Here is a 22,485-nt window from a genome sequence, read left to right as displayed (position 1 = left end):
TAGATACTTTACGGAAAAACCATGAAATTAACTCATTTTTTAGCTGACGATCAGCTAAGTAAAACACAACTCTTATCGCTCATTGATTTAGCAAAAAACATAAAGCAAAACCCTAGCGCTTACCATCAATCTTTGGCGGGGAAATCAATAGCAATGATTTTTGAAAAGCCTTCTTTAAGAACTCATGTCAGCTTTGATATTGGTATTGCTAAACTGGGCGGTCATGCCCTGTATTTGGGTCAACAAAACGGTAAGTTAGGTGAACGTGAACGGGTTAGCGATTATGCAAAAAACCTCTCGTGTTATGCCGATCTTATTGTTGCTCGTGTTTTCGAGCACCGTTCGATTTCAGGACTTGCCGAACATGGCAGCGTACCGGTGATCAATGCTTTGTGTGATTTGTATCATCCGTGCCAAGCATTAGCTGATTTTGTAACTCTGTCAGAAGTATTTGTAGACGATAAAGGACAAGACTTATCTTCGATTAAATTGGCCTATATTGGTGATGGTAATAATGTTTCAAACTCATTAATGACCATGGCAGCTATTCTAGGTGTCGATTTCACACTGGTTTGCCCAGAAGGATTTGAGCCTGATATGGCGCTGTTTGATAAAGCCACTACATTAGCTTCAATTGCTGGCAGTAGTTTAACCATGACTTCAGACATCAAATCGCTTGGTCAGCAGGATGTGATATACACCGACACATGGATATCAATGGGCGATAACACCAAAGTCGATGATATTTTGGCCAAGTTTATGCCCTATCAAGTCAACCATAAACTGATGGAAAGTGCTGGCGCTAGCACGGTTATGCACTGTCAGCCAGCACACTTGGAACAAGAAATTACAACTGAGTTATTTGACGATGAAAGTAAATCTGTTGTCTTTCAACAAGCGGAAAATAGAATGTGGGCACAAAATTCAGTGCTTGTATCGTTATTAGGCGAATAAACCGTCGTCAATTGAATAAAGAACAAATTAGATTTTATAGGTATTAGATAATGGCAATTTCAGCAAAAAAACAAATTAAAAAAGTCGTACTAGCGTACTCTGGTGGGTTAGACACCTCAGCGATAATTCCATGGTTAAAAGAAAATTATGATGGCTGTGAAGTGGTTGCGTTTTGCGCCGACGTTGGTCAAGGCGATGAAGAACTTGAAGGTATCCAAGAAAAAGCTATCGCTTCTGGCGCTTCAGAGTGTCACGTTGTTGATCTAAAAGAAGAATTTGTAAAAGACTACATTTACCCGATCATCAAAACTGGCTCAGTATACGAAGGGCAGTACTTGTTGGGTACGTCGATGGCACGTCCTGTGATTGCAAAGGCTCATGTTGAAGTAGCACTGAAAGTGGGGGCAGATGCAGTTTGTCACGGATGTACAGGTAAGGGAAATGACCAAGTACGTTTTGAGTCTTGTTTTGCAGCCCTTGCACCAGAGCTAACGGTCATTGCTCCGTGGCGTGAATGGGACATGGTTTCGCGTGAAGACCTGCTCGATTATTTAGCGGAGCGTGATATTCCTTGTTCTGCATCTTTAACAAAAATCTACAGCCGTGACGCCAATGCTTGGCATATATCACATGAAGGCGGTGAATTAGAAGATCCATGGTGTGAGCCTTCAAAAGAAGTGTGGACCATGACGGTTGACCCGATGGATGCCCCTGATACGCCAGATTCTGTGACCTTAAGTTTTAATGAAGGTGAACTAGTGGCTGTAGATGGACAACAATTATCGGCTTTTGAGTCACTAACCTATCTCAACGATAAAGCAGCAGCACATGGTGTTGGGCGTATTGATATTGTTGAAAACCGTTTGGTGGGGATGAAGTCTAGAGGTTGTTATGAAACCCCAGGTGGCACTGTACTAATGGCGGCTTATAAAGGCTTAGAAACGCTGATTTTGGACAAAGAATCACTAAAGTTTAGAGAGTCCGTTGGATTAGAGTTCTCACACGTTATCTATGACGGACGTTGGTTTACGCCATTGGCAAAATCGCAGCTTGCTGCTGCTGCTTCTCTGGCAACTAACGTTACTGGTGATGTCGTTGTTAAGCTATATAAAGGCAACGCCACAGTTACGCAGCGCCGTTCGCCAAACAGCCTATACTCTGAAGAGTTTGCTACATTCGGCGCAGATGAAGTGTACGACCAAAAACATGCCGAAGGCTTTATTCGTTTGTTCAGCTTATCCAGCAGAATCACAGCAATGAACCAACAGCTCAAAAAATAGCGTTAATGCAGTAAAGAAAGAATTTAGGAGAAAAGACCATGGCATTATGGGGTGGCCGGTTTAAAGAAAAAGCGAGTGTTCAATTTAAAAAGTTTAATGACTCTCTACCTGTTGATTACCGTATGGCGGTGCAAGACATTGTTGGTTCTATTGCTTGGGCTGGGGCGCTCAATCAAGTAGGCGTGCTGTCAGATGACGAAGTAGCACGCCTTGAGTCAGCTCTGCTTGAACTTAAAGCATCAGTGGAAGAAAATCCAAAGCAAATTTTATTGTCTGACGCTGAAGATATTCACAGCTGGGTTGAAATTCAACTCATCGAAAAAACTGGTGACTTGGGCAAAAAGCTTCATACAGGCCGCAGCCGTAATGACCAAGTGGCAACTGATCTTAAGCTTTGGTGTAAAGAAACTGGCGGCGACTTATTGTTTTCACTGGTCAACTTACAACAAGCCTTGATGAACTTAGCCGAAAGAGAAAGTAATACAGTGCTGCCAGGTTACACGCATTTACAACGTGCTCAACCGGTCACTTTTGGTCATTGGTGTTTGGCTTATGTTGAAATGTTCAACCGGGATATTGGTCGTTTAAAAGATTCACTTTATCGATTAGACGTATCTCCTTTGGGCTCAGGCGCACTAGCAGGTACAGCTTATCCGATTGATCGTGATGTTCTCGCAAACAATTTAGGATTTCGCGCGGCAACATTGAACAGTTTAGATGCGGTTTCAGACCGAGATCATGTCATCGAGTTGTTAGCAACAGCGAGCATTTCAATGATGCATTTGTCTCGTTTTGCTGAAGATTTAATTTTCTATAATTCAGGTGAAGCAGGTTTTGTTGAAATGAGCGACTTAGTCAGCTCAGGTTCATCGCTGATGCCACAAAAGAAAAACCCAGATGCTTGTGAGCTCATTCGTGGTAAAGCAGGGCGTGTTTTTGGCTCGTTGACGGGTATGTTAGCCACGATGAAGGCCCTTGCACTTGCTTACAACAAAGACATGCAAGAAGACAAAGAAGGGCTTTTTGATGCCTTAGATACATGGCAAGAATGCATGGAAATGGCGGTACTAGTTGCCGATGGTTTAAAAGTTAACGCAACTAGAACGTTAGCAGCAGCGCAGCAAGGCTATGCCAATGCTACTGAACTGGCTGACTACTTAGTAGGTAAAGATATTCCGTTTAGAGAGGCGCATCACATTGTCGGTGAAGTGGTGCTAGCGGCAATTGACAAAGGTTGCCCGCTAGAAGATCTCACCTTAACGCAACTTCGAGCCTACAGTGACACCATTGAACAAGACGTCTATCAGCATTTGTCGATTGAATCGACGTTAGATAAACGTGAAGCATTAGGTGGGACGAGCCGTGCTCAAGTGCAAAAAACTATAGATGATATTCAAAAAGGTAAAAGTGAAATCTTGAATGAGCAAGTCGTTGGTGCGCCGGGCAAGCAACAAGTGAAAGTCGCCCTTAAGCAAGTTAAACAGCGCTTAAATGCACAACGTGCGGCTGCAATGTCCGTGCGCCGTGCACGGATGTCTGACGTAGATAAAATTTTTCAACAAGTTGAATTTTGGTCAGAAAAAGGTGAAATACTACCGAGAACTCGTGACAATATCATTCATGACATTCAAAACTTTGTTGTTGCAGAAATTGACGGTGAAGTGGTTGGCTGCGCCTCACTTTATATTTATGAAACAGGTTTAGCGGAGATTCGCTCGATTGTAGTTGATGAACAATCTCACCATTTAGGTCAAGGAAAAGCTTTAGTGCAGTATTTATTAGAGTTTGCTCACCAAATGGAATTGCAAAGGATTATTGTATTGACCTACATCCCCGATTACTTCAGTGAGCTAGGTTTCTCCGTGATCGAAAAATCATCCTTAGCTGACAATATCATCGAAGACAGTGAACCTAGCCCATATAAAGATCCTGCTGATGAAGTTGCGATGGCTTATATTGTCGACAGGTCAGGGCAATAAGGTCTCGGGTTAATGGGTAAAAGCGAAATGATTGAAAGTGTGGATAATATGTCGCTGGTGAACACTGACAAAGACTATGTGAAGTGGTTCAGGAATGCTGCACCCTATATTAATGCACATCGTGGTAAAACTGTTGTATTGATGTTTGGTGGTGAGGCAGTCCAACACCCTAATTTTGCCAATATTATCCATGATATTGCTTTACTCAGAAGTTTAGGAGTCAAGTTGGTAATTGTTCATGGCGCTCGTCCTCAAATTGCTGAACGTGCTAAATTGCTTGGCGTCAAGCAACAATTTAATGATGAGTTGCGCATTACCGATCCTGAAACCTTAATGGCGGTTAAAGACGCTACTGGTTCATTGCGCGTTCATATCGAAGCGCTTTTGACTATGGGGCTAGCAAATTCCCCAATGCATGGCTCTCAAATTCGTGTCAGTACTGGTAATTTTGTTATCGCGAGGCCGATTGGTATCAAAGACGGAGTTGACTACAAACATACTGGGTTGGTACGAAGAATTGATACTGTTGGTATCAATACTCAATTGGATTTTGGCTCGATTGTGCTGCTTTCACCAGTAGGATATTCAACCACAGGGGAAGTGTTTAATTTAGCTTTGGAAGATGTAGCAACTCAGACCGCTATTTCATTACAAGCAGATAAATTAATCACTTTTACTGAAGATGAAGGTTTAATAGACGCATCAGGCCAATTAATTCGTAGCTGTAATGCCGGAACGGTGAAATCTTTACTTGAACAGCCCGGTGAACATGTTCGCCAGCTATTGCTGCGGGCGATTATTCAAAGTTCAGAAAATGGCGTTGAGCGCTGCCACTGCGTGAGTTACCAAAGTGATACTGCGTTATTACAAGAGCTGTTTACCCGCGACGGGGCAGGTACGTTAATTGCGAAAGATCACAAAGAGCAAATTACCACGGCAACCATTGACGATGTCGGTGGTATTTTAGAGTTGATCAGGCCATTAGAAGAAGAGGGTATTTTGGTTAAGCGCTCTCGGAAATTGCTGGAGATGGAAATTGATCGCTTTATTGTCCTTAAAAAGGAAGATGTAATTATTGCCTGTGCTGCATTATATCCGTATCAAGAGGCAAGGACAGGTGAATTGGCGTGTGTAGTGATTCATCCCGATTATCGTAAAGGTAATCGAGGGGATCGTCTGATCGCTGCGGTAGAATCTTTCGCTAAGCGTCAAAAGTTAGAACAACTATTTGTGCTAACGACAGTAAGTTATCATTGGTTTTTGGAGCAAGGTTTCGTTGAAACGTCTATTGATGCGTTGCCGGAAAGCAAAAAACAGCTATATAACTATCAGCGAAAATCGAAAGTACTGATCAAATCTATTTGAACCATCTATGTTGTAAGCCATTAAAGTTCACCCGTTTGTAAAATTATCTCGCGTTGCTCGTCGAATTCGAAAATAATATTGGATGTTTTAGGTAGCACTTTTAGCCCATGGGTGGTTAGGCGCTGAAAATATGAGACAAAGTGCTTAACTTGCTCAAAATCCATGATGCCATAATTACCCCCGTGAGGGTTATCTAATGCTAATTTTTGTTCTTGCTGCCAACGCCATTGAGCTACTTGTTTAAAGTCAGGCGCCTTCAACAAGATCCATTTATCCATAACAGTATAAAGCGGCTGGTAATGACTGGCTAAACGCTCATTTACATAGGTTCGCCAAACTTGTTGCGGATCTTTAAATTTTTCCAGTTCGTTAATTGGGGAGGACAGCGCCTCAGAGTGCTGTGGCGGCACCCCCCAGCACCAACCGTCGACAATGACAATATCTGTGTTCTCATTTGTTTTCGGCCAACTGGTCGCAGGAAAGGGGTTATCTATGGCTTTATTAAATCGGGGGATTAGGGTGCTTTTTTGTTGCTTTAATGAGATTAAGACTTGTTTTAGCATGGAAGTATCATGCGTACCAGGAACACCACGAGTGACTAATAAAGGGTGAATTCTATCAGCCAGTTTCTTTCTTTTTTCTTGGCAATAATAAAAGTCATCGATAGAAAAGGTAACCACGTTTAAATTAAATGTTGATTTAAGGTAGTCAGCAATAAATGCAACCAAAGTAGACTTACCTATGCCTTGGCAACCGTTTAACCCTATCATTAGTGGGCTTTTATCATTATTTAGGTGTTGCTCAATATTATTTGATAACGGGATAAACCACTTATTAGCAACGTCTTGATAGGACGGCGATAATTTATATTTGTTGATAAATGCTTTTAGCATAAGAGTCCCTTCCCAGTGACGGTTCATCTTATAAACCTTGCCTGCTTTTTATGCAGATGTTTAAGGATTAACGTATATAATCGAAATAACTTTAGCTATTTTTTAACAAAGTGCAGGCTAAGACTCTTGTTTGGCAATAATCTAGCCCAACGTAACTTGCTCTCTTGTATTTTTTTATCAACAAGTTAGATTGGTTATGGAGGTTATAATTGGTTACTAACGTATGGCTAAAATATTTCCTCTTCAGGTTCAATCTCACCGTCTAGAATAACGGAACTTTCATCTTGATTGATGTACTCTTCTGGTACTGTACCTGATTGAAAATATTCAAATAGGCTTGAACGGTCGGTTTTTGTTGTCAGCTTACCTGTTGCTTTATCGATTCGAACCGAAACAATATTCTCTGGTGGCTCAAAAGGTTCAAAAGGCAAGTCATTTAACGCAGTTCTCATAAAGCTGATCCACGCAGGTTGTGCTGATTTTGCGCCAAACTCTTTTCCTGTGATTTGATTCTTATCGAGGTTACGGTTAAAGGTTGTTTTGCCTAAATTTCGGGAATGATCATCAAAACCAATCCAGGATGTGGCAACAATGCGACGACTAAAACCAGAAAACCAGGCATCTTTTGATTCATTCGTGGTTCCCGTTTTTCCCGCAATATCTCGACGCTTTAATTTCCGCCCTCTAAACCCTGTACCTTGCCAGCCGGGTGATGTTGACCAATCTGCGCCCCATATCGCCTCATTTAACCCTTCTGTGATTAAGAATGCATTTTGCGCACTGATCACACGTGGTGCTTGTTTTATTTCAGGCTTAAGTCGATCGACTTGTTGACTATTCAAAAACGAAGCGTCACTTTCTTGTATATTGTCTTCTGTTGATGTGATTAACTGCTCATCGACAGGTGCGAGACGCTCTCCTTCACCTTTGACATTCGGACTTGCTGGCAAGTATTCAAAATCACAAGGATCACATGCATATTCAGGTTGAGCTTGAAAAACAAGGTTGCCAAATGAATCTTCAATTCGTTCAATTAAATAAGGTGTGATTAAGTGGCCGCCATTGGCAAATGTGGCAAATCCTGTTGCTACCTCAGTTGGCGTCAGTGACGCTGATCCTAAAGCCAAAGATTCGTTTCGAGGTAGTTCGTCAGGTATAAAACCAAAAGATCCCAAATGATTAATGATGCCATCTAGCCCAACTGCCCTTAATAGCCTTACAGCAACGACGTTCTTAGACCGCGCGAGGGCGGTTTTTACGCGAATGGGTCCATTGTATTCTGGTGGTGAATTTTTAGGACGCCAAACAATGCCTGAACTTTTATCCCATTGGTTTATGGGGGCATCATTGACTAGTGATGCGAGCGTATAGCCATTCTCTAATGCTGCTGAATAAATGAAAGGCTTGATGTTTGAGCCCACTTGTCTTTTCGCTTGTGTCGCTCTATTGAACTGACTTTGCTTGAAGCTAAATCCGCCAACAGCAGCTTTGATTGCACCTGAGTCAGGTGATAACGCGACTAAAGCTGCGCTTGCTTGTGGTAGTTGATTTAATTGATAACCTTCATCGATTTTTGATACCCATATAACATCACCCACGGCCAAAATTTCATTGGCTAATTTAGGCGCTGCTCCTTGCTTCTGATCGCTGATATATTCCCTTGCCCAGCTCATGCCAGTCCATGCTATATTGGCAAACTCATCAGCTGCAATAGCAATTGTCGCATTCTGCTCTGCTACATCAGTTACTATCGCAGGGATTAAGTGCTGAATAGTTGAAACCTGGCTTAATGTTTCAACAATTTCCTGCTCAGTTATCGGTTCAAAAATAGGTGCTTCATTCAGTTCGTCGGTAGTTAAACTCGATTTTTTGCTAGAGTAATATTCCCTAAGCTCTTGTCTTATCGAACGAATTGGACCTCGGTATCCGTGTCGCTTGTCATAATCCAATAGATTATTGATAACTGCCTGTTGTGCTGCCTGTTGAAGATGAGAAGGAGTGCTTAGATAAACCTTATAGCCGCCGGTATACGCTTCTTCTTTTCCATACTTATCTAACATCATCTGATGCGCCATTTCCGCAATATACGGCGCATCTAGCTCTATTTCGGCACCATGCTTTTTACCTGTCATCGGGGCATTATTGGCAATATCATATTGCTGCTGTGTGATATAGCCACTGACTAGCATACGTTGCAATACAACAGTGCGGCGGCTTTGTGCTCTTTCAGGAGAGCGGATAGGGTTCAAGGTTGATGGTGCCTTTGGTAGCCCTGCCAACACTGCTATTTGCGCTAATGTTAAGTCGTTGACATCTTTGCCGTAATAAACTTGAGCTGCAGCCCCAAAACCAAAAGAACGATGTCCTAGTTCAATTTTATTCATATACAGTGCGAGAATTTCGTCTTTTGATAACAAATATTCAATATGAAATGCGAGAAATACTTCTCGTATTTTTCGTGTGTACGTTACTTCCCGGCTTAGGAAAAAATTTCGGGCAACTTGCATGGTTATAGTGCTGGCACCACCCTTATTTTGTCCCAATAGTTTTCCAATAATTGCACGACCAACACCAATAGGATCAACACCAAAATGCTGGTAAAAACGATCATCTTCGGTTGCTAGGATTGCATTGATCAGCTGTTTAGGCATTTGTTGTAAGGTTAATGGAATTCGTTTTTTTTCACCAAACTGTGAAATAAGCTTTCTATCCTGACTATAAATTTGCATGGGCGTTTGCCACTTCAAATCTTTAAGTGACTCTACACTAGGCAGCTCACTTCGCATCCCCATATAGAGAATTGAAAGCGCTAGAATGACCAAAAAACATAGTGCTACAGCCAATTTGACTAAATTTTTAAGTGAAAACACAGAAAATGCTCTAATTTATAAAAAAAAGTGTAAGATAGTACTAGTATATCGTGTAAAACCATGTAATAAATGTATTTATGCGTATATTGCATCTGAAAAAATTACAATTATAAGATTTAGTAGGAAGTTATGCTAAGCAAGCTATGGAAAAAAAAGGCATCCATGATGGTAGGGATCGATATTGGTTCTTATGCTGTTAAGGCTGTTTTGCTAAGTCAGGGAGACAATGGCTATATTCTCGAAGACTATGCTATTGAACCGATGCCCCGCGGTGCCGTTATTGACCGAGAAATTCAAGATATTGAAGCTGTCGGCAAAGTGATTGCAAAAATAAGAAAAAAAATATCTACCTCAATCAAAGAATCTGCAATTGCCGTTTCAGGCCAAACTGTTATTACCAAAGTTATCTATATGGATGTCGCGCTGAGCGATGAAGAACTGGCCGGTCAAATTGAAATTGAAGCCGACAGTTTAATTCCTTATCCGCTTGATGAAGTTAGCTTAGATTTTGAAAAATTGTCTGTCAATGAATCCGATCCTAGTAAAATCAATGTTCTGTTAAGTGCTGCCCGCACAGAATCAATTGGAGCGCGTGTTGAAGCCTTAGAGTCAGGAGGTTTTTCCACAAAAGTTGTTGACGTTGAATCATACGCCATCAGTCGTACATATGATCTCTGTTTATCTCAGCTACCTGATGATGCGAGTAATAAAATGGTCGCCATGGTTGATTTAGGTGCGACAATGACATTATTTTCTGCAGCTAATGAAAATGAACATGTTTTTAGCCGAGACCAATTATTCGGCGGCGAGCAATATACACGCTCAATCGTATCCTATTACAATCAATCGTTTGAAGAAGCTGAAAATGCGAAAGTTAAAGGTGATCTACCTCCAAACTATCGTTTTGAAGTATTAGCACCCTTCCACACTATCTTGGTACAACAAATTCGCCGCGCTATACAAATGTTTTTAACCTCAAGCGGTTTTGACAAAGTTGATTACCTATTGATATCTGGCGGTACGGCTTTAGTTGAGGGAGTACAAGAATTACTTACTGAAGAATTAGGAATTTATACCGTCATAGCCGACCCTTTTAATGATATGGAATTCGCGGCGAAAATTGATGAGGATGAGTTGGCTAAAGTAGCACCACAACTAATGGTGGCTTCGGGGTTAGCGTTAAGGAGCTTTTCGCCATGGCATATATAAACCTACTCCCTTGGCGTGAAGAAGCGCTCAAAGCAAAAAAGAAAGAATACATAAGCATATTAGCCCTTGTTGGTCTTTTTACTTTTTTGGTTGTGTTCGGGGTGAGTAGTTATTATCAAGCACAAATCGATGGGCAGCGAGCAAAAAATCAGTATTTAAAAAATGAAATTCAAATACTTGATGTGCGTATTGCAGAAATTAAAACTCTTAATGAAAAGAAAGAAGCCTTACAAAAACGTATTAGTGTTATAGAGCAGCTTCAGCGTAGCCGAAATGTTGGTACGCAAGTTTTGGATGAAATAGCAAAAATTATTCCCAACGGTGTTTACCTAACGAAATTGGAAAAACAGGGAAATATTTTGCAGCTGATGGGAAAAAGTGAATCAAACAACCATTTAGCCAATATGATCCGAGAAATTGAACTATCAGATTTATTTACAGATGCGACGCCAGAGTCAATTATCACCGATGAACAAGCCACGAAATTGTTAAGTGACTTCAAAATGCGTGTGAAAATTAGAGGCCTAGTTGAAGATTTAGACGCTGCGTTAAAGGAGAATAAATAATGAACTCCGATATTAACCAGTTTTTAGAGCAATTTAATGATTTAGACGTTGAGAATATCGGTCAATGGCCTGTCGCTGTTAAAGTTGTCGTTGCGATTTTTCTGTCTGTAGTGCTTTCAGGTCTTTTATACATGACTATGGTAAAAGACCGCATTGTGCAGCTAGAAAGTGTAGCAAAAGAAGAAATTGAATTGAAACAACAGTATTCTTCAAAATATTATGTTGCCGCTAATTTGGAGCTTTTCCAACAACAAATGATAGAAGCGGAAACTATTTTTGCCAATCAACTTAGAAGTTTACCAGAAAGCCACGAAACGCCTGGCCTACTAGATGATATTACGTTTATAGGCACCACCAGTGGCTTGGATTTTGTCAAGTTGAATTGGCAACCAGAAATTACCAAAGAAATTTATATTGAGTTACCTATCGATATTGAAGTGATCGGTGCGTACCATGATTTTGGTAGTTTCGTGAGTAAAATTGCAGGCCTGCCTCGTATAGTAACCTTACATGACTTCACAATTGTTATTCCACAGCCTGAGAAAGAAATTTTAAATTTAAAATTACAAGCAAAAACCTATAGGTACCAGGAGGCAAGTGAACAATGAAAAAACTAGCCTTAGTCAGTAGCCTTATTTTGTTGTCGGGTTGTTTTGATGACACCAGTGAAATAAAGGCACATATAGCAAAAGTTAAAGCCAATACGAAAAGCTATATTGAACCTATGCCAGAGGTTCCTAATTTTAATCATTTTGATTATTCTGCGTTCGAACTTAGGAGCCCATTTGTGGCGCCAAGACCAGAAGCAATACAAGAAAAATTACAACAAATGTCTGGATGTTTGAGTCCAGATCCTAGACGTCGTAAGCAGCCATTAGAAAAATTTGCGCTTGGTGACCTAATTATGCGTGGCACCTTAGGTGAAGGCGGCGTAACTTGGGCATTGATTGAAGCATCCGATAGTACGCTTCATCGTGTATCCATCGGTAATTATGTTGGTTTATATAACGGAAAAATTACAGAAGTGGGTAATGATAACGTGAAAATAGTTGAATTAACTCCAGACGGTGCAGGCTGTTGGGTAGAACGCGAAACTGTCGTAGAACTAGTTCAATTGAATGGTTAAGGTAAGGGAAGTAACGATGCTATTTAATAAATTTGAGAAAAATAAAATCTTTACCTTTGTGAAGAAGGTACAAGTGTTAGTGGCGATTTGCTTTTCAATGCTAATGTTCAACGTTCATGCGTCTGATTTAACAGGTATTGCATATAACACCATTCATAATGATCAAATTGAAGTTGTATTTTCAATGTCTTCAGATATAACTGGACAGCCAGCAGTGAAGACATCAATTGAGCCAGCAATGATAGAAGTTACGTTTAATAACGTTGCTTTTGATGATGAATATGCGTCAACTGTTGTTGAACATGCAGGTGTTAAAAATGTGCAGTTAAATAACAGCAATGGGGCCATGGTTGCGACTATCTTACTAGACAAGTTGACAGTATTTGATGTTTCCATTGAAGGTGATCAATACGCAATTACGTTGAGTTATGGCGATGCTGCTGAGGTTGTCGAAAATGTGGCACCGGCAGGTGAAGAGTTTATTAATTCACTAAATGCCATCGACTTTAGACGTGGTGAAGCTGAGCAAGAAGGGCAAGTGCTGATTTATCTTGATGACAGTGTTGTTGCGGCTGATGTCAATGATCAATTAGGGAAAGTTGTTGTTGAGTTCTACAACACAGAAATTCCTGAAAACATGCTTTACAAATTAGACGTAAAAGATTTTGCAACTGTTGTTAATGGCATTGAAACGTTCAGAGAAGGTAGAAATTCTAAGCTTGTCATCGATGTTGATGGGCCATTTAGCTTTGAACATAACCAACAAGATAATTTATTTATTATCAATATTGACAGGCGTATTGAAGAAGTGGGTTATTTAGGGACTGCTGACGATTTCAGCGGCCGTACAATATCTTTGAATTTCCAAGACATTTCCGTACGAACAGTATTGCAAATTATTGCTGACTATAACGAGTTTAACTTAATCACCAGTGATACGGTGTCGGGTAATATTACTTTAAGGTTAGACGGTGTTCCATGGGACCAAGCGTTAGATATTATCTTAAAAGTGAAAGGCTTAGATAAGCGCATGGAAGGTAATATTTTGATGGTGGCACCAAGTGATGAACTCGCTGCCCGTGAAGCAAAAAATCTACAAGCACAACAACAAGTTGAAGAGCTTGCGCCGCTTTACTCAGAATATGTTCAGATTAATTATGCCAAGGCGACAGAGTTTGCTAATCTTATCAAAAATGAAGATACCAGTATCCTGTCTCCTCGAGGTAGCGTTTCAGTAGACGAACGCACAAACACTTTACTAATCCGTGATACGGCGAAAAGTATTGAAGACATAAAACGCATGGTTGGTGTGCTAGATATTCCTATTCGCCAAGTGGTTATTGAAGCGCGAATGGTAACCGTTAAAGATAACATAAATGAAGAAATGGGCATTCGTTGGGGAGTTACAGATACTGACGGTGAAACTTCAACATCGGGATCGCTTGATGGCGCTGATTCTGCTGGTGGTGGTGTTGCTCCTTCAATTTCAGATCGGTTAAACGTTAATCTGCCTGTAGTAAACCCCGCAGGAAGTATCGCGTTTCAAGTTGCTCGCTTAGCTGATGGTACGATTTTGGATCTTGAATTAAGCGCACTTGAGAAAGAAAATAAAGGTGAAATCATCGCCAGTCCGCGTATTACTACGTCAAACCAAAAGGAAGCCTTTATAGAGCAAGGTGTGGAAATTCCATATCAAGAAGCAGCCTCAAGTGGTGCAACTACAACGCAGTTTAAAAAGGCAGTATTGAGCTTAACGGTTACGCCACATATCACTCCGGATAATAAAATTATTCTTGACCTAACAGTAACACAAGACACGGTTTCAGAAGTTACCAGTGGCTCTGCACCGGCAGTAGACACACAAAGAATAGGTACACAAGTGTTGGTTAATAATGGAGAAACCATTGTTTTAGGTGGTATTTATCAACAACAAATAATAAATAGTGTTTCTAAAGTGCCGGTTCTTGGCGATATTCCTTACATGGGATGGATGTTTAGAAGTACAAATAACTTCAGTGAAAAGAAAGAGTTACTTATATTTGTAACACCTAGAATAGTCACCGAACATTTCTAAGGCTCTTGTCAGATAAGCAAGTAAGTGTGTTAATTTTGCCTCACTTACTTGCAATCTATACATAAGAATTGCGATAATTACGCCCTTGAAAATTATAAGGGGGTTTCCTCTTACCTGTTTTAACAAATTTATTACGAGTATTAAGTAAGTCTAATGGCAGAAAAACGTAACATTTTCCTTGTTGGTCCTATGGGCGCGGGCAAAAGCACGATTGGTAGAGAATTAGCAGATAAGCTTCACCTAGAATTCTTCGATTCAGATCAGGAAATAGAACGTCGTACAGGTGCAGACATTTCGTGGGTATTCGACTTAGAAGGCGAAGAAGGCTTTCGCGTAAGAGAAGAAGGTGTCATCGATGATTTGACTGAAAAACAAGGCATTGTCTTGGCTACAGGCGGCGGCTCTGTAATTAGTGATCTGGTTAGAAATCGCTTATCAGCGCGCGGTATTGTTGTTTATCTCGAAACTACAATCGACAAACAAGTCGCTCGTACACAACGTGACCGTCGTCGTCCACTTCTACAAACGTCAGAAGAGCCTCGCACAGTCCTAGAAAACTTAGCAGTCGAACGTAATCCTCTTTACGAAGAAATTGCTGACATTATTGTTCAAACTGATGATCAAAGTGCAAAAGTAGTTGCGCATAAAATTGTTGATCGTTTAGATTTTTAATGTCTGAACTGAAAGTCGATCTTGGTGATCGAAGTTATCCAATCTATATCAACAAAGGGCTATTAAATTCTAATAGCCCTTTAGTTTCCCATATAAAATCCAAACGTGTTTGCATTGTATCTAACGATATTGTGTATCCTTTATATGGCGAAAAATTAGTAAATATACTCGCTGAATTTGATATTGATAGCATTATCCTACCTGACGGTGAAGCTGAAAAGTCATTAACAAATTTTGATCGTATCATGTCTCACTTATTAACCAATCATCACGGTCGTGACACGACATTGATTGCATTGGGTGGTGGTGTCATTGGTGATATCTGTGGCTTTGCTGCGGCGTGTTATCAACGAGGCGTCGATTTTATTCAAGTGCCAACGACCTTGCTATCGCAAGTTGACTCTTCAGTTGGTGGCAAGACGGCAATCAATCATCCGCTAGGCAAAAACATGGTGGGTGCTTTTTATCAGCCTAATGCTGTGTTAATTGATATTGATTCTCTTTCTTCTCTACCAGAACGCGAGTTTGCTGCGGGTATGGCTGAAGTTATTAAGTATGGTATCTTGGGTGACGGTGAGTTCTTTTCTTGGTTAGAAAATCATCGAGACGCTATTTTAGCTAAAGAAAGTCATATCTTAAGTGAAATGATTCGCACTTGTTGCCAATGTAAGGCTGATATTGTTGCACAAGACGAGAAAGAAGCAGGACTTAGAGCGCTGCTTAATCTTGGGCATACCTTTGGACATGCTATTGAAGCAGAGCAAGGTTATGGCGTATGGCTTCACGGAGAAGCTGTTGCTACTGGCATGGTGCTTGCTTCTAAACTAGCAGTGAACAAAGAACTGCTTAAAGCGTCAGATCTTCGTCGCATTGAATCACTTATCTCTGCTTTTTCGTTACCAACCGAAGCGCCAGCCGATATGGGCTTTGATAGCTTTGTTAAGCATATGAAAAGAGATAAGAAGAATATCGGTGGCTGTTTAAGGTTTATTGTACCGACAGCGATTGGTCAAAGTGAAATGCGTGATGATGTAACTGAAGAGGAACTAAAGCAGATTCTGTAAAACAGAAATATAGGTCGATTATGCCTGCTTTAGCGAACAAGCCAGAACAACAAACAAACGAATCAGTTACTTCTATCAATGCCAATGCGCGTATTGACTATATTCTCCGTTTTTCAAAGCAAGTCGTTTTAGTCATCGACGACTCTGATGAAGGTTATAGCGCGGTCGCGAGCCAATTTCTTACAGTACTTCCTGAAAACCATAATGCAGCTTATTTAGCACTCTCTCCCAAACTAAATGATATTCAAGTACGGTGTCGCATAACTGAGCAATTATTTACAAACACACCATTTGATCCCGAGCAGCCTCTCGCCACAAGTCTTATTAATTTAACTGCTGGCAATAAAGCTCCCATCAGTATTGTGATTGAGCATTGCCATCACCTGTCATTGCAGATTCTCCATGAATTATGTCAGTTGGCGGACATTGCTAAAAAAACAGAACGTGAAATTAATGTCGTGTTAACAGGACAAGTTGCCTCCGGAAAACTAATCGCTTCCAATCCAATTTTGTTCAATCAGAAGATCTCCATGGTGTCTGCTCAGTCAGGCCAGTTAATTTCCATCCGTGCGAATTTGTTTAAAGAGCCTAAACCTTTCTTTTCATTTGCTGGATATAAAAAATTCATTATATTCTTCAGTTTATTAATTTTGTTGAGTAGTGCAGTTATCTATGGCTTATACCAACGAGAAAATTTGTCTTTTAGTGGTCTAAATTCTAATACGGCACAAGTGATAGACGAAAACATTACTCAGGGCTTTGTAACAGCTTTGAGTGACGGTATAGTCGCCACTGATACTAAGATAAATGATACTAAGATAAATGATACTGAGCATGATGCTTCATCCTCTAGAGGTAGTGACCACGTTAATGTGCCAGCTAATAATGTTGATATTTTAAGCGCTATTGTTGATAAAACCGAACCTTTGGTGTTAAAAGAAGAATTAGCAACAACTACCGACATTATTGAAGCATTGGCCACTCTAGTGAGCGATGATGTTTTAGCATTAGAAGTTAATAATGAACCGTTAAATGACTTCGAATTTATTGAACAAGAGATAGATTACTCGTCGAATGAGGCTTATTATAAGGAATTGGACTTTGGTTATGTCATTCAATATATCACTATTGGATATCAGAGTGAGCAAGACATAAGTAAACTAGTTGAAGCATTTGCTGCACCCTATGAGAACTTTCGCTTTAAATCTTATCAACGTCTAATTAATGATAAAAAAATACTCGTGATTACCTCAGAGTTTTTTACCGAAAGAGAGCTAGCAACGGCAGAGTTAAAAACTTTACCTAGGCCATTGGCACAACACGGTCCGTGGATCAAAAGTGTTGACCAAGTTAAAACTGAAATAGCTGCGTTTAACGCTCCCAATAACGACTAAATCAGGCTACAATCCTCAGTCGATAAATTCAGTCGTTTAATGTAGGTTAATTTGGTGGCATGACCAATAAAAACAGAGCTTTTCTAAAATGGGCCGGTGGAAAATATACCCTGTGCGATGTTATTAATAAAATGCTTCCCCAAGGTGATTGTTTGATCGAACCTTTTGTTGGTGCTGGCTCTGTATTCTTAAATACTAATTACAAACGTTATATCCTGAACGACATCAACAAAGACTTAATTGAGCTCTATAAAATACTGCAGCACAAACCTGAGCAATTTATTCGTGATGCTAGGGCGATATTTAACGAACAGAATAATGTTGCTGAAGCTTATTATGAATATAGAAAAGCCTTCAATGAAACTGTTGACGTTTACCAGCGCTCACTATTGTTTTTATATATGAACCGTCATGGCTATAATGGTTTATGTCGATATAACAAATCTGGCGGCTATAACGTTCCTTTTGGCAAATACAAGCGCCCATATTTCCCTGAAAAAGAACTGAATTTCTTCGCTGAAAAAGCACAACGTGCGACCTTTGTCTGTGAAAACTATCGTGATACCTTTATGAGGGCAACTTCTGGTGATGTCATATATTGTGATCCTCCCTATGTGCCATTAAGTAAAACCGCTAGCTTCACCAGCTATGCGGGCAATGGTTTTGGCCTTGATGAGCAAGCAGACTTGGCAAATGCCGCCGAAGAAACCGTTGAAAATATAGAAAAAACCTCTGTCTTGATCAGCAATCATGACACCATTTGGACCCGTAAAATTTACGAGCATGCAAAGCGAATTAAAAAACTACAAGTGGCGCGAACTATCAGTCAGAAAGGGAATGGTCGTAAAAAAGTGGGTGAATTACTAGCGATGTACAAATAGCAGTTAAGCCGCTATTTCAGCTGAGTAAAACAGTGTTAACTCGGCATCACCGCTGAAACAATCAATATCAGTGTTAGTACAAAAATCACAACACCAATAATCCCACCAATAATAAAGTGGCTGCTCTTACCTTCACTAAAATCATGCGCTCTATTTTTATCGCTTTGAACACCAAGCGCTGCTGCGCCGATACTTTTTATGGTATTTACTATTGTGTATTTAGCCATTTCGTCACTTAATGATTTAAATAGATAAGGTTCAGTATGCAAACAAGTCAACAAAGATGCAATGGCATAAAAAAGCCTGAGTAGTTCAGGCTTTAGTATCTTGATTCTTGATTAAGGTGTATTACAGGTCAATATCAATACTATAAGAAACCACGACTTTCATATCATCATTGTCGATGTCAGTATCTGACAATGCTAAGGTAAAACCATTCTTGCTTAAGCTAACACCGTAATCGGTGTAATCACCATCATCATAATCATCATCGAAAGAATAATTACCAACATGGAAAGCAAGCTCTAAACCATCTGCTACTTCGAATGCCGCATCACCACTGATATATAGTGCACTATCATTCCATTTGGCACCGTCATCATTGTGAATACCGTAATTGGCTGAAATGCTAAAGTATGAATACGATAGACCGCCGTATATTTCACCAAAGTTGTATTCATTATCACTATCAGATTCTGCTGAATCAGGATAAGCGTAATAAATGTAACCAACATCATAACCGAAACCGGTATCGCCAATGTCGCCACCAAATCCAAAATATAGATCTAGTTCGTAACTTGCGTCATCACCAAAGTCGATGTTTGATGCCCAAGTACCTGCATAAAAACCAGACTCAGACGCATAATCAATACCGCCTGAAATTGCTGCACCATCATCGCTTTGAGAAACGTTACGCCATAAATAGTTGCTTGATAGACCGACGTTGGCAGAAAGGCCCTCGACAGCCAAAGCGTGCGTTGATATCAGCGACGTACTCAATAAAGTAGAAGCTAGTGTTAATTTTAAAAGTGCTTTGTTCATATTTTAATTCTCAGTTTTTTATTGTTGTAATCAAAAGTGCAAACACAATGCCTATATTAATAAATATTATAATAACAGTTACTTATGGTTGTTATTAAGAGCCACTGCCTCACTACAGTACTTTTTTTGTGCAACATTTCTCGCATTGTGTTCAATTTCGGTGCAAGAGGGGTCACAATATAATTAACTCGCTATTTTGAACTTGAGCGTTAGTTGATTTAATGATTCTGCAATGGCATTGATATGTTCGCTTGCCGTTGTGACTTGTTCTGCGCTGGCTGAGTTTTCATTGGCTGCGTCATTAATTTGTGTGACGTTTTGGCTAATTTCAGTTGAGACACAAGATTGCTCTTCGACGGAAGTTGCAATGAGTTCGGTCATTTCTGAAATATGATCAATTTCAACGCTCATTTGTTTGATGGCTTGAGAGGTTGTTTCAGCGTTAGTCTTTGTGTGCTCGCAGATTGAACGACTAGAAGACATAGCCGCAACTGCCTCATTGGAAGAGTTTTGTAGGTTTTCGATCATCGATTCTATATTAGAGGTAGACTCTTGTGTTTTAGATGCCAATGTTCTCACTTCGTCGGCTACCACTGCAAAGCCTCGACCTTGCTCGCCTGCTCGGGCCGCTTCTATAGCTGCATTTAGGGCAAGTAAATTTGTTTGCTCAGCGATGCCGCGTATCACCTCCAAGACACTGCCAATTTCGTTTGAACCAGCTTCCAACGACTCTATAACTAGACTTGTTTTAGTGATTTCATCGTCAAGTTGCTCTAAGTCGTCAACAGTTGATGTTAACATTTGGCTGGCATTGATTGATGCTGCTTTAGCTGATTGAGATGAGCTTGATACATTTGCTGCATTGTGAGCCACTTCGTTGATTGTCATCGACATTTCTTCGATGGCTGTTGCCGCTTGCTCAATGTTTGATTGTTGTTCCTTTAAGCTTGTTGATGATTGTAAACTTAACGCACTGGTTTGCTCAGAAACACTTGCTAGATGATGACTATTGCTAATAATTTCACCTACCATCACTTGCAATTGGCTAGTCATACGCTTCATTGCACCATAGACACTAGCATTAGCATGCTTATGATCAAAGGCAACGGTTAAATTTCCTTCGGCAATGGTTTCGGTGATTTCCTGCATATCGTTTGGCTCACCACCAAGGGGCTTTAATACAGATTTTGAACAAATCAATGCAGCAGCAACGATAATGAGCGCACAAATTAATAGCAGAGTAAAAATAGTCCATTGTAGAGTTGTTACTGGCTGAAAGGCCTCTGCCACATCTATTTCTGACAGTAGACCCCAGCGTGTGCCATCTATATCAACAGAAGTGTAAGCAGAAAGCACAGGGTTCCCATTGTAATCTATTATTATTTTGCTACCTGTCTTACCATTTAAAGCAAGCCTTGCTGCTTCAGTATCTACACCATTATTTTTAACATTCCCTGCAAAAGATGCGATCACAGAGTGACCTGTAGGATCTAAGAATGAATCAGAGCGCATTAGCAAATCAGGACCAATAAGGTAGCTCTCCCCTGTCTCACCCATGCCTGCGCGTTCCTTCATAAGGTCATTAATTTTATCCAATGACAATTGCAGTGCGATAGTAAAATTGGTGCCACTATCTATTTTAACCTGATGTGCGATAAAGCCAGCAGGCTCATTATTGCTTGGTGCATAGCGACTGAAATCTGAAATGCCAATGACTTTACTTTGTTGTACCCGTCTATATAGAGCGGCAAGACCTGAGCTTTGATAAGCACCATTAAGAAGGTTGGTTTGGTAGTCCGCCTCCTTGGTCACTGTATAAACTATTTGTCCGTGATTATCGATAACAAAGAAGTCGTAATAGCCATAAGTTTCAATATATTGCTTAAAGTAATCATGGTTGTCATGGGCACTTTCAGTGAGCGAAGCGATATTTTGTGATGTTAGTATTTTTTGTGTTGTGGCGGCAAGTAACGAAATATCGTGCTCACGTTGTTGATAGTAATCTTCTATTTGCGCTCGTTTATTTTCTCTTACAGAGATAAGCTGGTTAAATGCTTGAGTTTCGATTGCATTGCTGGCGAGCATGTTTGATATCAAACTTGTTAACAAAGTTGGTAATAACCCAATGACAACAAATGTGACAAGTAACGTATTCTTTAACTTCATAACTTCCCTTTAAAACCTTTAAAAACATAAGGTTATATTGTTTTTATTTTTTAATGAGAACGGAGTCTAGAATAGTTCTTATTGCGATTCAAGCTACAAAATTGTTACATGTGTTAGAAAAGGTTTATTGAGAAAGGTTTTAATTAGACTGATGAATATAACTTTTGTTTCTAAAGTAGAGTAAAATGTCACCTAAACTAGTTTACTGCTTCAATTATCTACGATGATTAGGTAAAGTAGCGCTGTTTTAACAAAGGGTGAAAATATGTCTTCGTTTTTAATTGCTCCATCGATATTGTCTGCTGATTTTGCTCGTTTAGGTGAAGATACGGCTAGGGTACTAGCTGCAGGTGCTGATGTTGTTCATTTTGATGTCATGGATAACCACTATGTTCCAAACTTAACGTTCGGCCCTATGGTGTGTAAATCACTTCGTGATTACGGTATTACCGCACCAATCGATGTGCATTTAATGGTTAAGCCAGTTGACAATTTAGTACCTGCATTTGCACAAGCGGGAGCTGACATTATTACGTTTCACCCTGAGGCGAGTGAACACGTAGACCGTACATTGCAACTAATCAAAGAAAGTGGCTGTAAAGCAGGTCTGGTATTAAACCCTGCAACATCGTTACATTATTTAGACCATGTAATGGATAAACTTGATGTTATCCTACTTATGTCGGTGAACCCTGGTTTTGGTGGTCAATCATTTATCCCTAGCACACTGGATAAGTTAAGAGCGGTTCGCCAACTTATTGATGACAGTGGCTTTGATATCCGTCTAGAAGTTGATGGTGGCGTTAAAGTTGATAACATCGCTGAAATTGCTGCGGCTGGCGCAGATATGTTTGTTGCTGGATCAGCAATATTTTCCCAACCTGATTATCAGGTCGTTATTGAAAAAATGCGTGCAGAGCTTGCAAGCGTTAAATAGATTAGAAATTAAAG

At 40.2% G+C, this 22,485-nt stretch carries 19 protein-coding genes; 14 read left to right on the top strand and 5 right to left on the bottom strand.

The window, feature by feature from the left end; genetic code table 11:
* Positions 1-21: 21 nt before the first annotated feature.
* The 4 genes from QUE03_RS18190 to argA are packed head-to-tail and all read left to right on the top strand — an operon-like array spanning position 22 to position 5,578.
* Positions 22-954 carry an ornithine carbamoyltransferase gene (locus QUE03_RS18190; RefSeq protein ID WP_286263388.1) on the top strand — a complete coding sequence of 311 codons (933 nt, stop codon included), beginning with the start codon at positions 22-24 and terminating at the stop codon, positions 952-954.
* Between the two features lie 50 nt (positions 955-1,004).
* Positions 1,005-2,234, top strand: coding sequence for an argininosuccinate synthase (locus tag QUE03_RS18185; protein WP_286263387.1), 1,230 nt, complete (start codon positions 1,005-1,007; stop codon positions 2,232-2,234).
* A gap of 38 nt (positions 2,235-2,272) precedes the next feature.
* Positions 2,273-4,213 carry an argininosuccinate lyase gene (gene argH / locus QUE03_RS18180; RefSeq protein ID WP_286263386.1) on the top strand — a complete coding sequence of 647 codons (1,941 nt, stop codon included), beginning with the start codon at positions 2,273-2,275 and terminating at the stop codon, positions 4,211-4,213.
* A gap of 54 nt (positions 4,214-4,267) precedes the next feature.
* On the top strand, positions 4,268-5,578 hold the full coding sequence (gene argA, locus QUE03_RS18175; RefSeq protein WP_286267912.1) for an amino-acid N-acetyltransferase: 1,311 nt from the start codon (positions 4,268-4,270) through the stop codon (positions 5,576-5,578).
* A 20-nt stretch (positions 5,579-5,598) separates the two neighbouring features.
* On the opposite strand, the gene QUE03_RS18170 is transcribed toward argA, so the two are convergent.
* The gene (locus QUE03_RS18170; RefSeq protein ID WP_286263385.1) at positions 5,599-6,498 is read right to left on the bottom strand and encodes a P-loop NTPase fold protein; all 900 of its coding nucleotides are present in this window, start codon (positions 6,496-6,498) and stop codon (positions 5,599-5,601) included.
* A 200-nt stretch (positions 6,499-6,698) separates the two neighbouring features.
* On the bottom strand, positions 6,699-9,341 hold the full coding sequence (locus tag QUE03_RS18165; RefSeq protein ID WP_286263384.1) for a penicillin-binding protein 1A: 2,643 nt from the start codon (positions 9,339-9,341) through the stop codon (positions 6,699-6,701).
* 129 nt (positions 9,342-9,470) lie between these two features.
* Between QUE03_RS18165 and QUE03_RS18160 the strand changes: the two genes are divergently transcribed.
* The 9 genes from QUE03_RS18160 (at position 9,471) to QUE03_RS18120 (ending at position 18,327) form a co-directional block, all read left to right on the top strand.
* Positions 9,471-10,550: a pilus assembly protein PilM gene (locus QUE03_RS18160; protein ID WP_286263383.1), complete on the top strand. Its 1,080-nt coding sequence runs from the start codon at positions 9,471-9,473 to the stop codon at positions 10,548-10,550.
* Positions 10,538-11,116, top strand: coding sequence for a PilN domain-containing protein (locus tag QUE03_RS18155; protein ID WP_286263382.1), 579 nt, complete (start codon positions 10,538-10,540; stop codon positions 11,114-11,116). The genes QUE03_RS18160 and QUE03_RS18155 overlap by 13 nt, the downstream gene beginning before the upstream one ends.
* Positions 11,116-11,724: a type IV pilus inner membrane component PilO gene (locus tag QUE03_RS18150; protein WP_286263381.1), complete on the top strand. Its 609-nt coding sequence runs from the start codon at positions 11,116-11,118 to the stop codon at positions 11,722-11,724. The genes QUE03_RS18155 and QUE03_RS18150 overlap by 1 nt, the downstream gene beginning before the upstream one ends.
* Entirely contained in the window at positions 11,721-12,242 is a 522-nt protein-coding gene (locus QUE03_RS18145) for a pilus assembly protein PilP (RefSeq protein WP_286263380.1), read from the top strand. The genes QUE03_RS18150 and QUE03_RS18145 overlap by 4 nt, the downstream gene beginning before the upstream one ends.
* Positions 12,243-12,258: 16 nt before the next feature.
* On the top strand, positions 12,259-14,316 hold the full coding sequence (locus QUE03_RS18140) for a type IV pilus secretin PilQ (RefSeq protein WP_286263378.1): 2,058 nt from the start codon (positions 12,259-12,261) through the stop codon (positions 14,314-14,316).
* A gap of 153 nt (positions 14,317-14,469) precedes the next feature.
* A complete protein-coding gene (gene aroK, locus QUE03_RS18135; protein WP_286263377.1) occupies positions 14,470-14,988 on the top strand; it encodes a shikimate kinase AroK in 519 nt (172 codons plus the stop codon).
* Entirely contained in the window at positions 14,988-16,052 is a 1,065-nt protein-coding gene (gene aroB / locus QUE03_RS18130) for a 3-dehydroquinate synthase (protein WP_286263376.1), read from the top strand. Before aroK ends, aroB begins: the two co-directional genes overlap by 1 nt.
* A gap of 20 nt (positions 16,053-16,072) precedes the next feature.
* Positions 16,073-17,446: a hypothetical protein gene (locus tag QUE03_RS18125; protein WP_286263375.1), complete on the top strand. Its 1,374-nt coding sequence runs from the start codon at positions 16,073-16,075 to the stop codon at positions 17,444-17,446.
* A gap of 59 nt (positions 17,447-17,505) precedes the next feature.
* On the top strand, positions 17,506-18,327 hold the full coding sequence (locus tag QUE03_RS18120; RefSeq protein ID WP_286263374.1) for a Dam family site-specific DNA-(adenine-N6)-methyltransferase: 822 nt from the start codon (positions 17,506-17,508) through the stop codon (positions 18,325-18,327).
* Positions 18,328-18,362: 35 nt separating this feature from the next.
* On the opposite strand, the gene QUE03_RS18115 is transcribed toward QUE03_RS18120, so the two are convergent.
* From QUE03_RS18115 to QUE03_RS18105, 3 genes are all read right to left on the bottom strand, one after another.
* Positions 18,363-18,554, bottom strand: a complete 192-nt coding sequence (locus QUE03_RS18115; protein WP_286263373.1) for a DUF2970 domain-containing protein — start codon at positions 18,552-18,554, stop codon at positions 18,363-18,365.
* Between the two features lie 121 nt (positions 18,555-18,675).
* A complete protein-coding gene (locus tag QUE03_RS18110; protein ID WP_286263372.1) occupies positions 18,676-19,368 on the bottom strand; it encodes a TorF family putative porin in 693 nt (230 codons plus the stop codon).
* Between the two features lie 183 nt (positions 19,369-19,551).
* Complete coding sequence (locus tag QUE03_RS18105) at positions 19,552-21,534, bottom strand: methyl-accepting chemotaxis protein (protein WP_286263371.1); 1,983 nt, start codon at positions 21,532-21,534, stop codon at positions 19,552-19,554.
* A gap of 265 nt (positions 21,535-21,799) precedes the next feature.
* Here QUE03_RS18105 and rpe point away from each other — a divergent pair, with 265 nt between their 5' ends.
* Positions 21,800-22,471 carry a ribulose-phosphate 3-epimerase gene (gene rpe / locus QUE03_RS18100; protein ID WP_286263370.1) on the top strand — a complete coding sequence of 224 codons (672 nt, stop codon included), beginning with the start codon at positions 21,800-21,802 and terminating at the stop codon, positions 22,469-22,471.
* Positions 22,472-22,485 lie beyond the last annotated feature (14 nt).

The organism is Thalassotalea atypica (assembly GCF_030295975.1).
In the GTDB taxonomy this organism is placed as follows: domain Bacteria; phylum Pseudomonadota; class Gammaproteobacteria; order Enterobacterales; family Alteromonadaceae; genus Thalassotalea_F; species Thalassotalea_F atypica.
The sequence above is the reverse complement of the archived record's forward strand: the minus strand, read 5'-3'. Positions and strand labels throughout refer to the sequence as shown.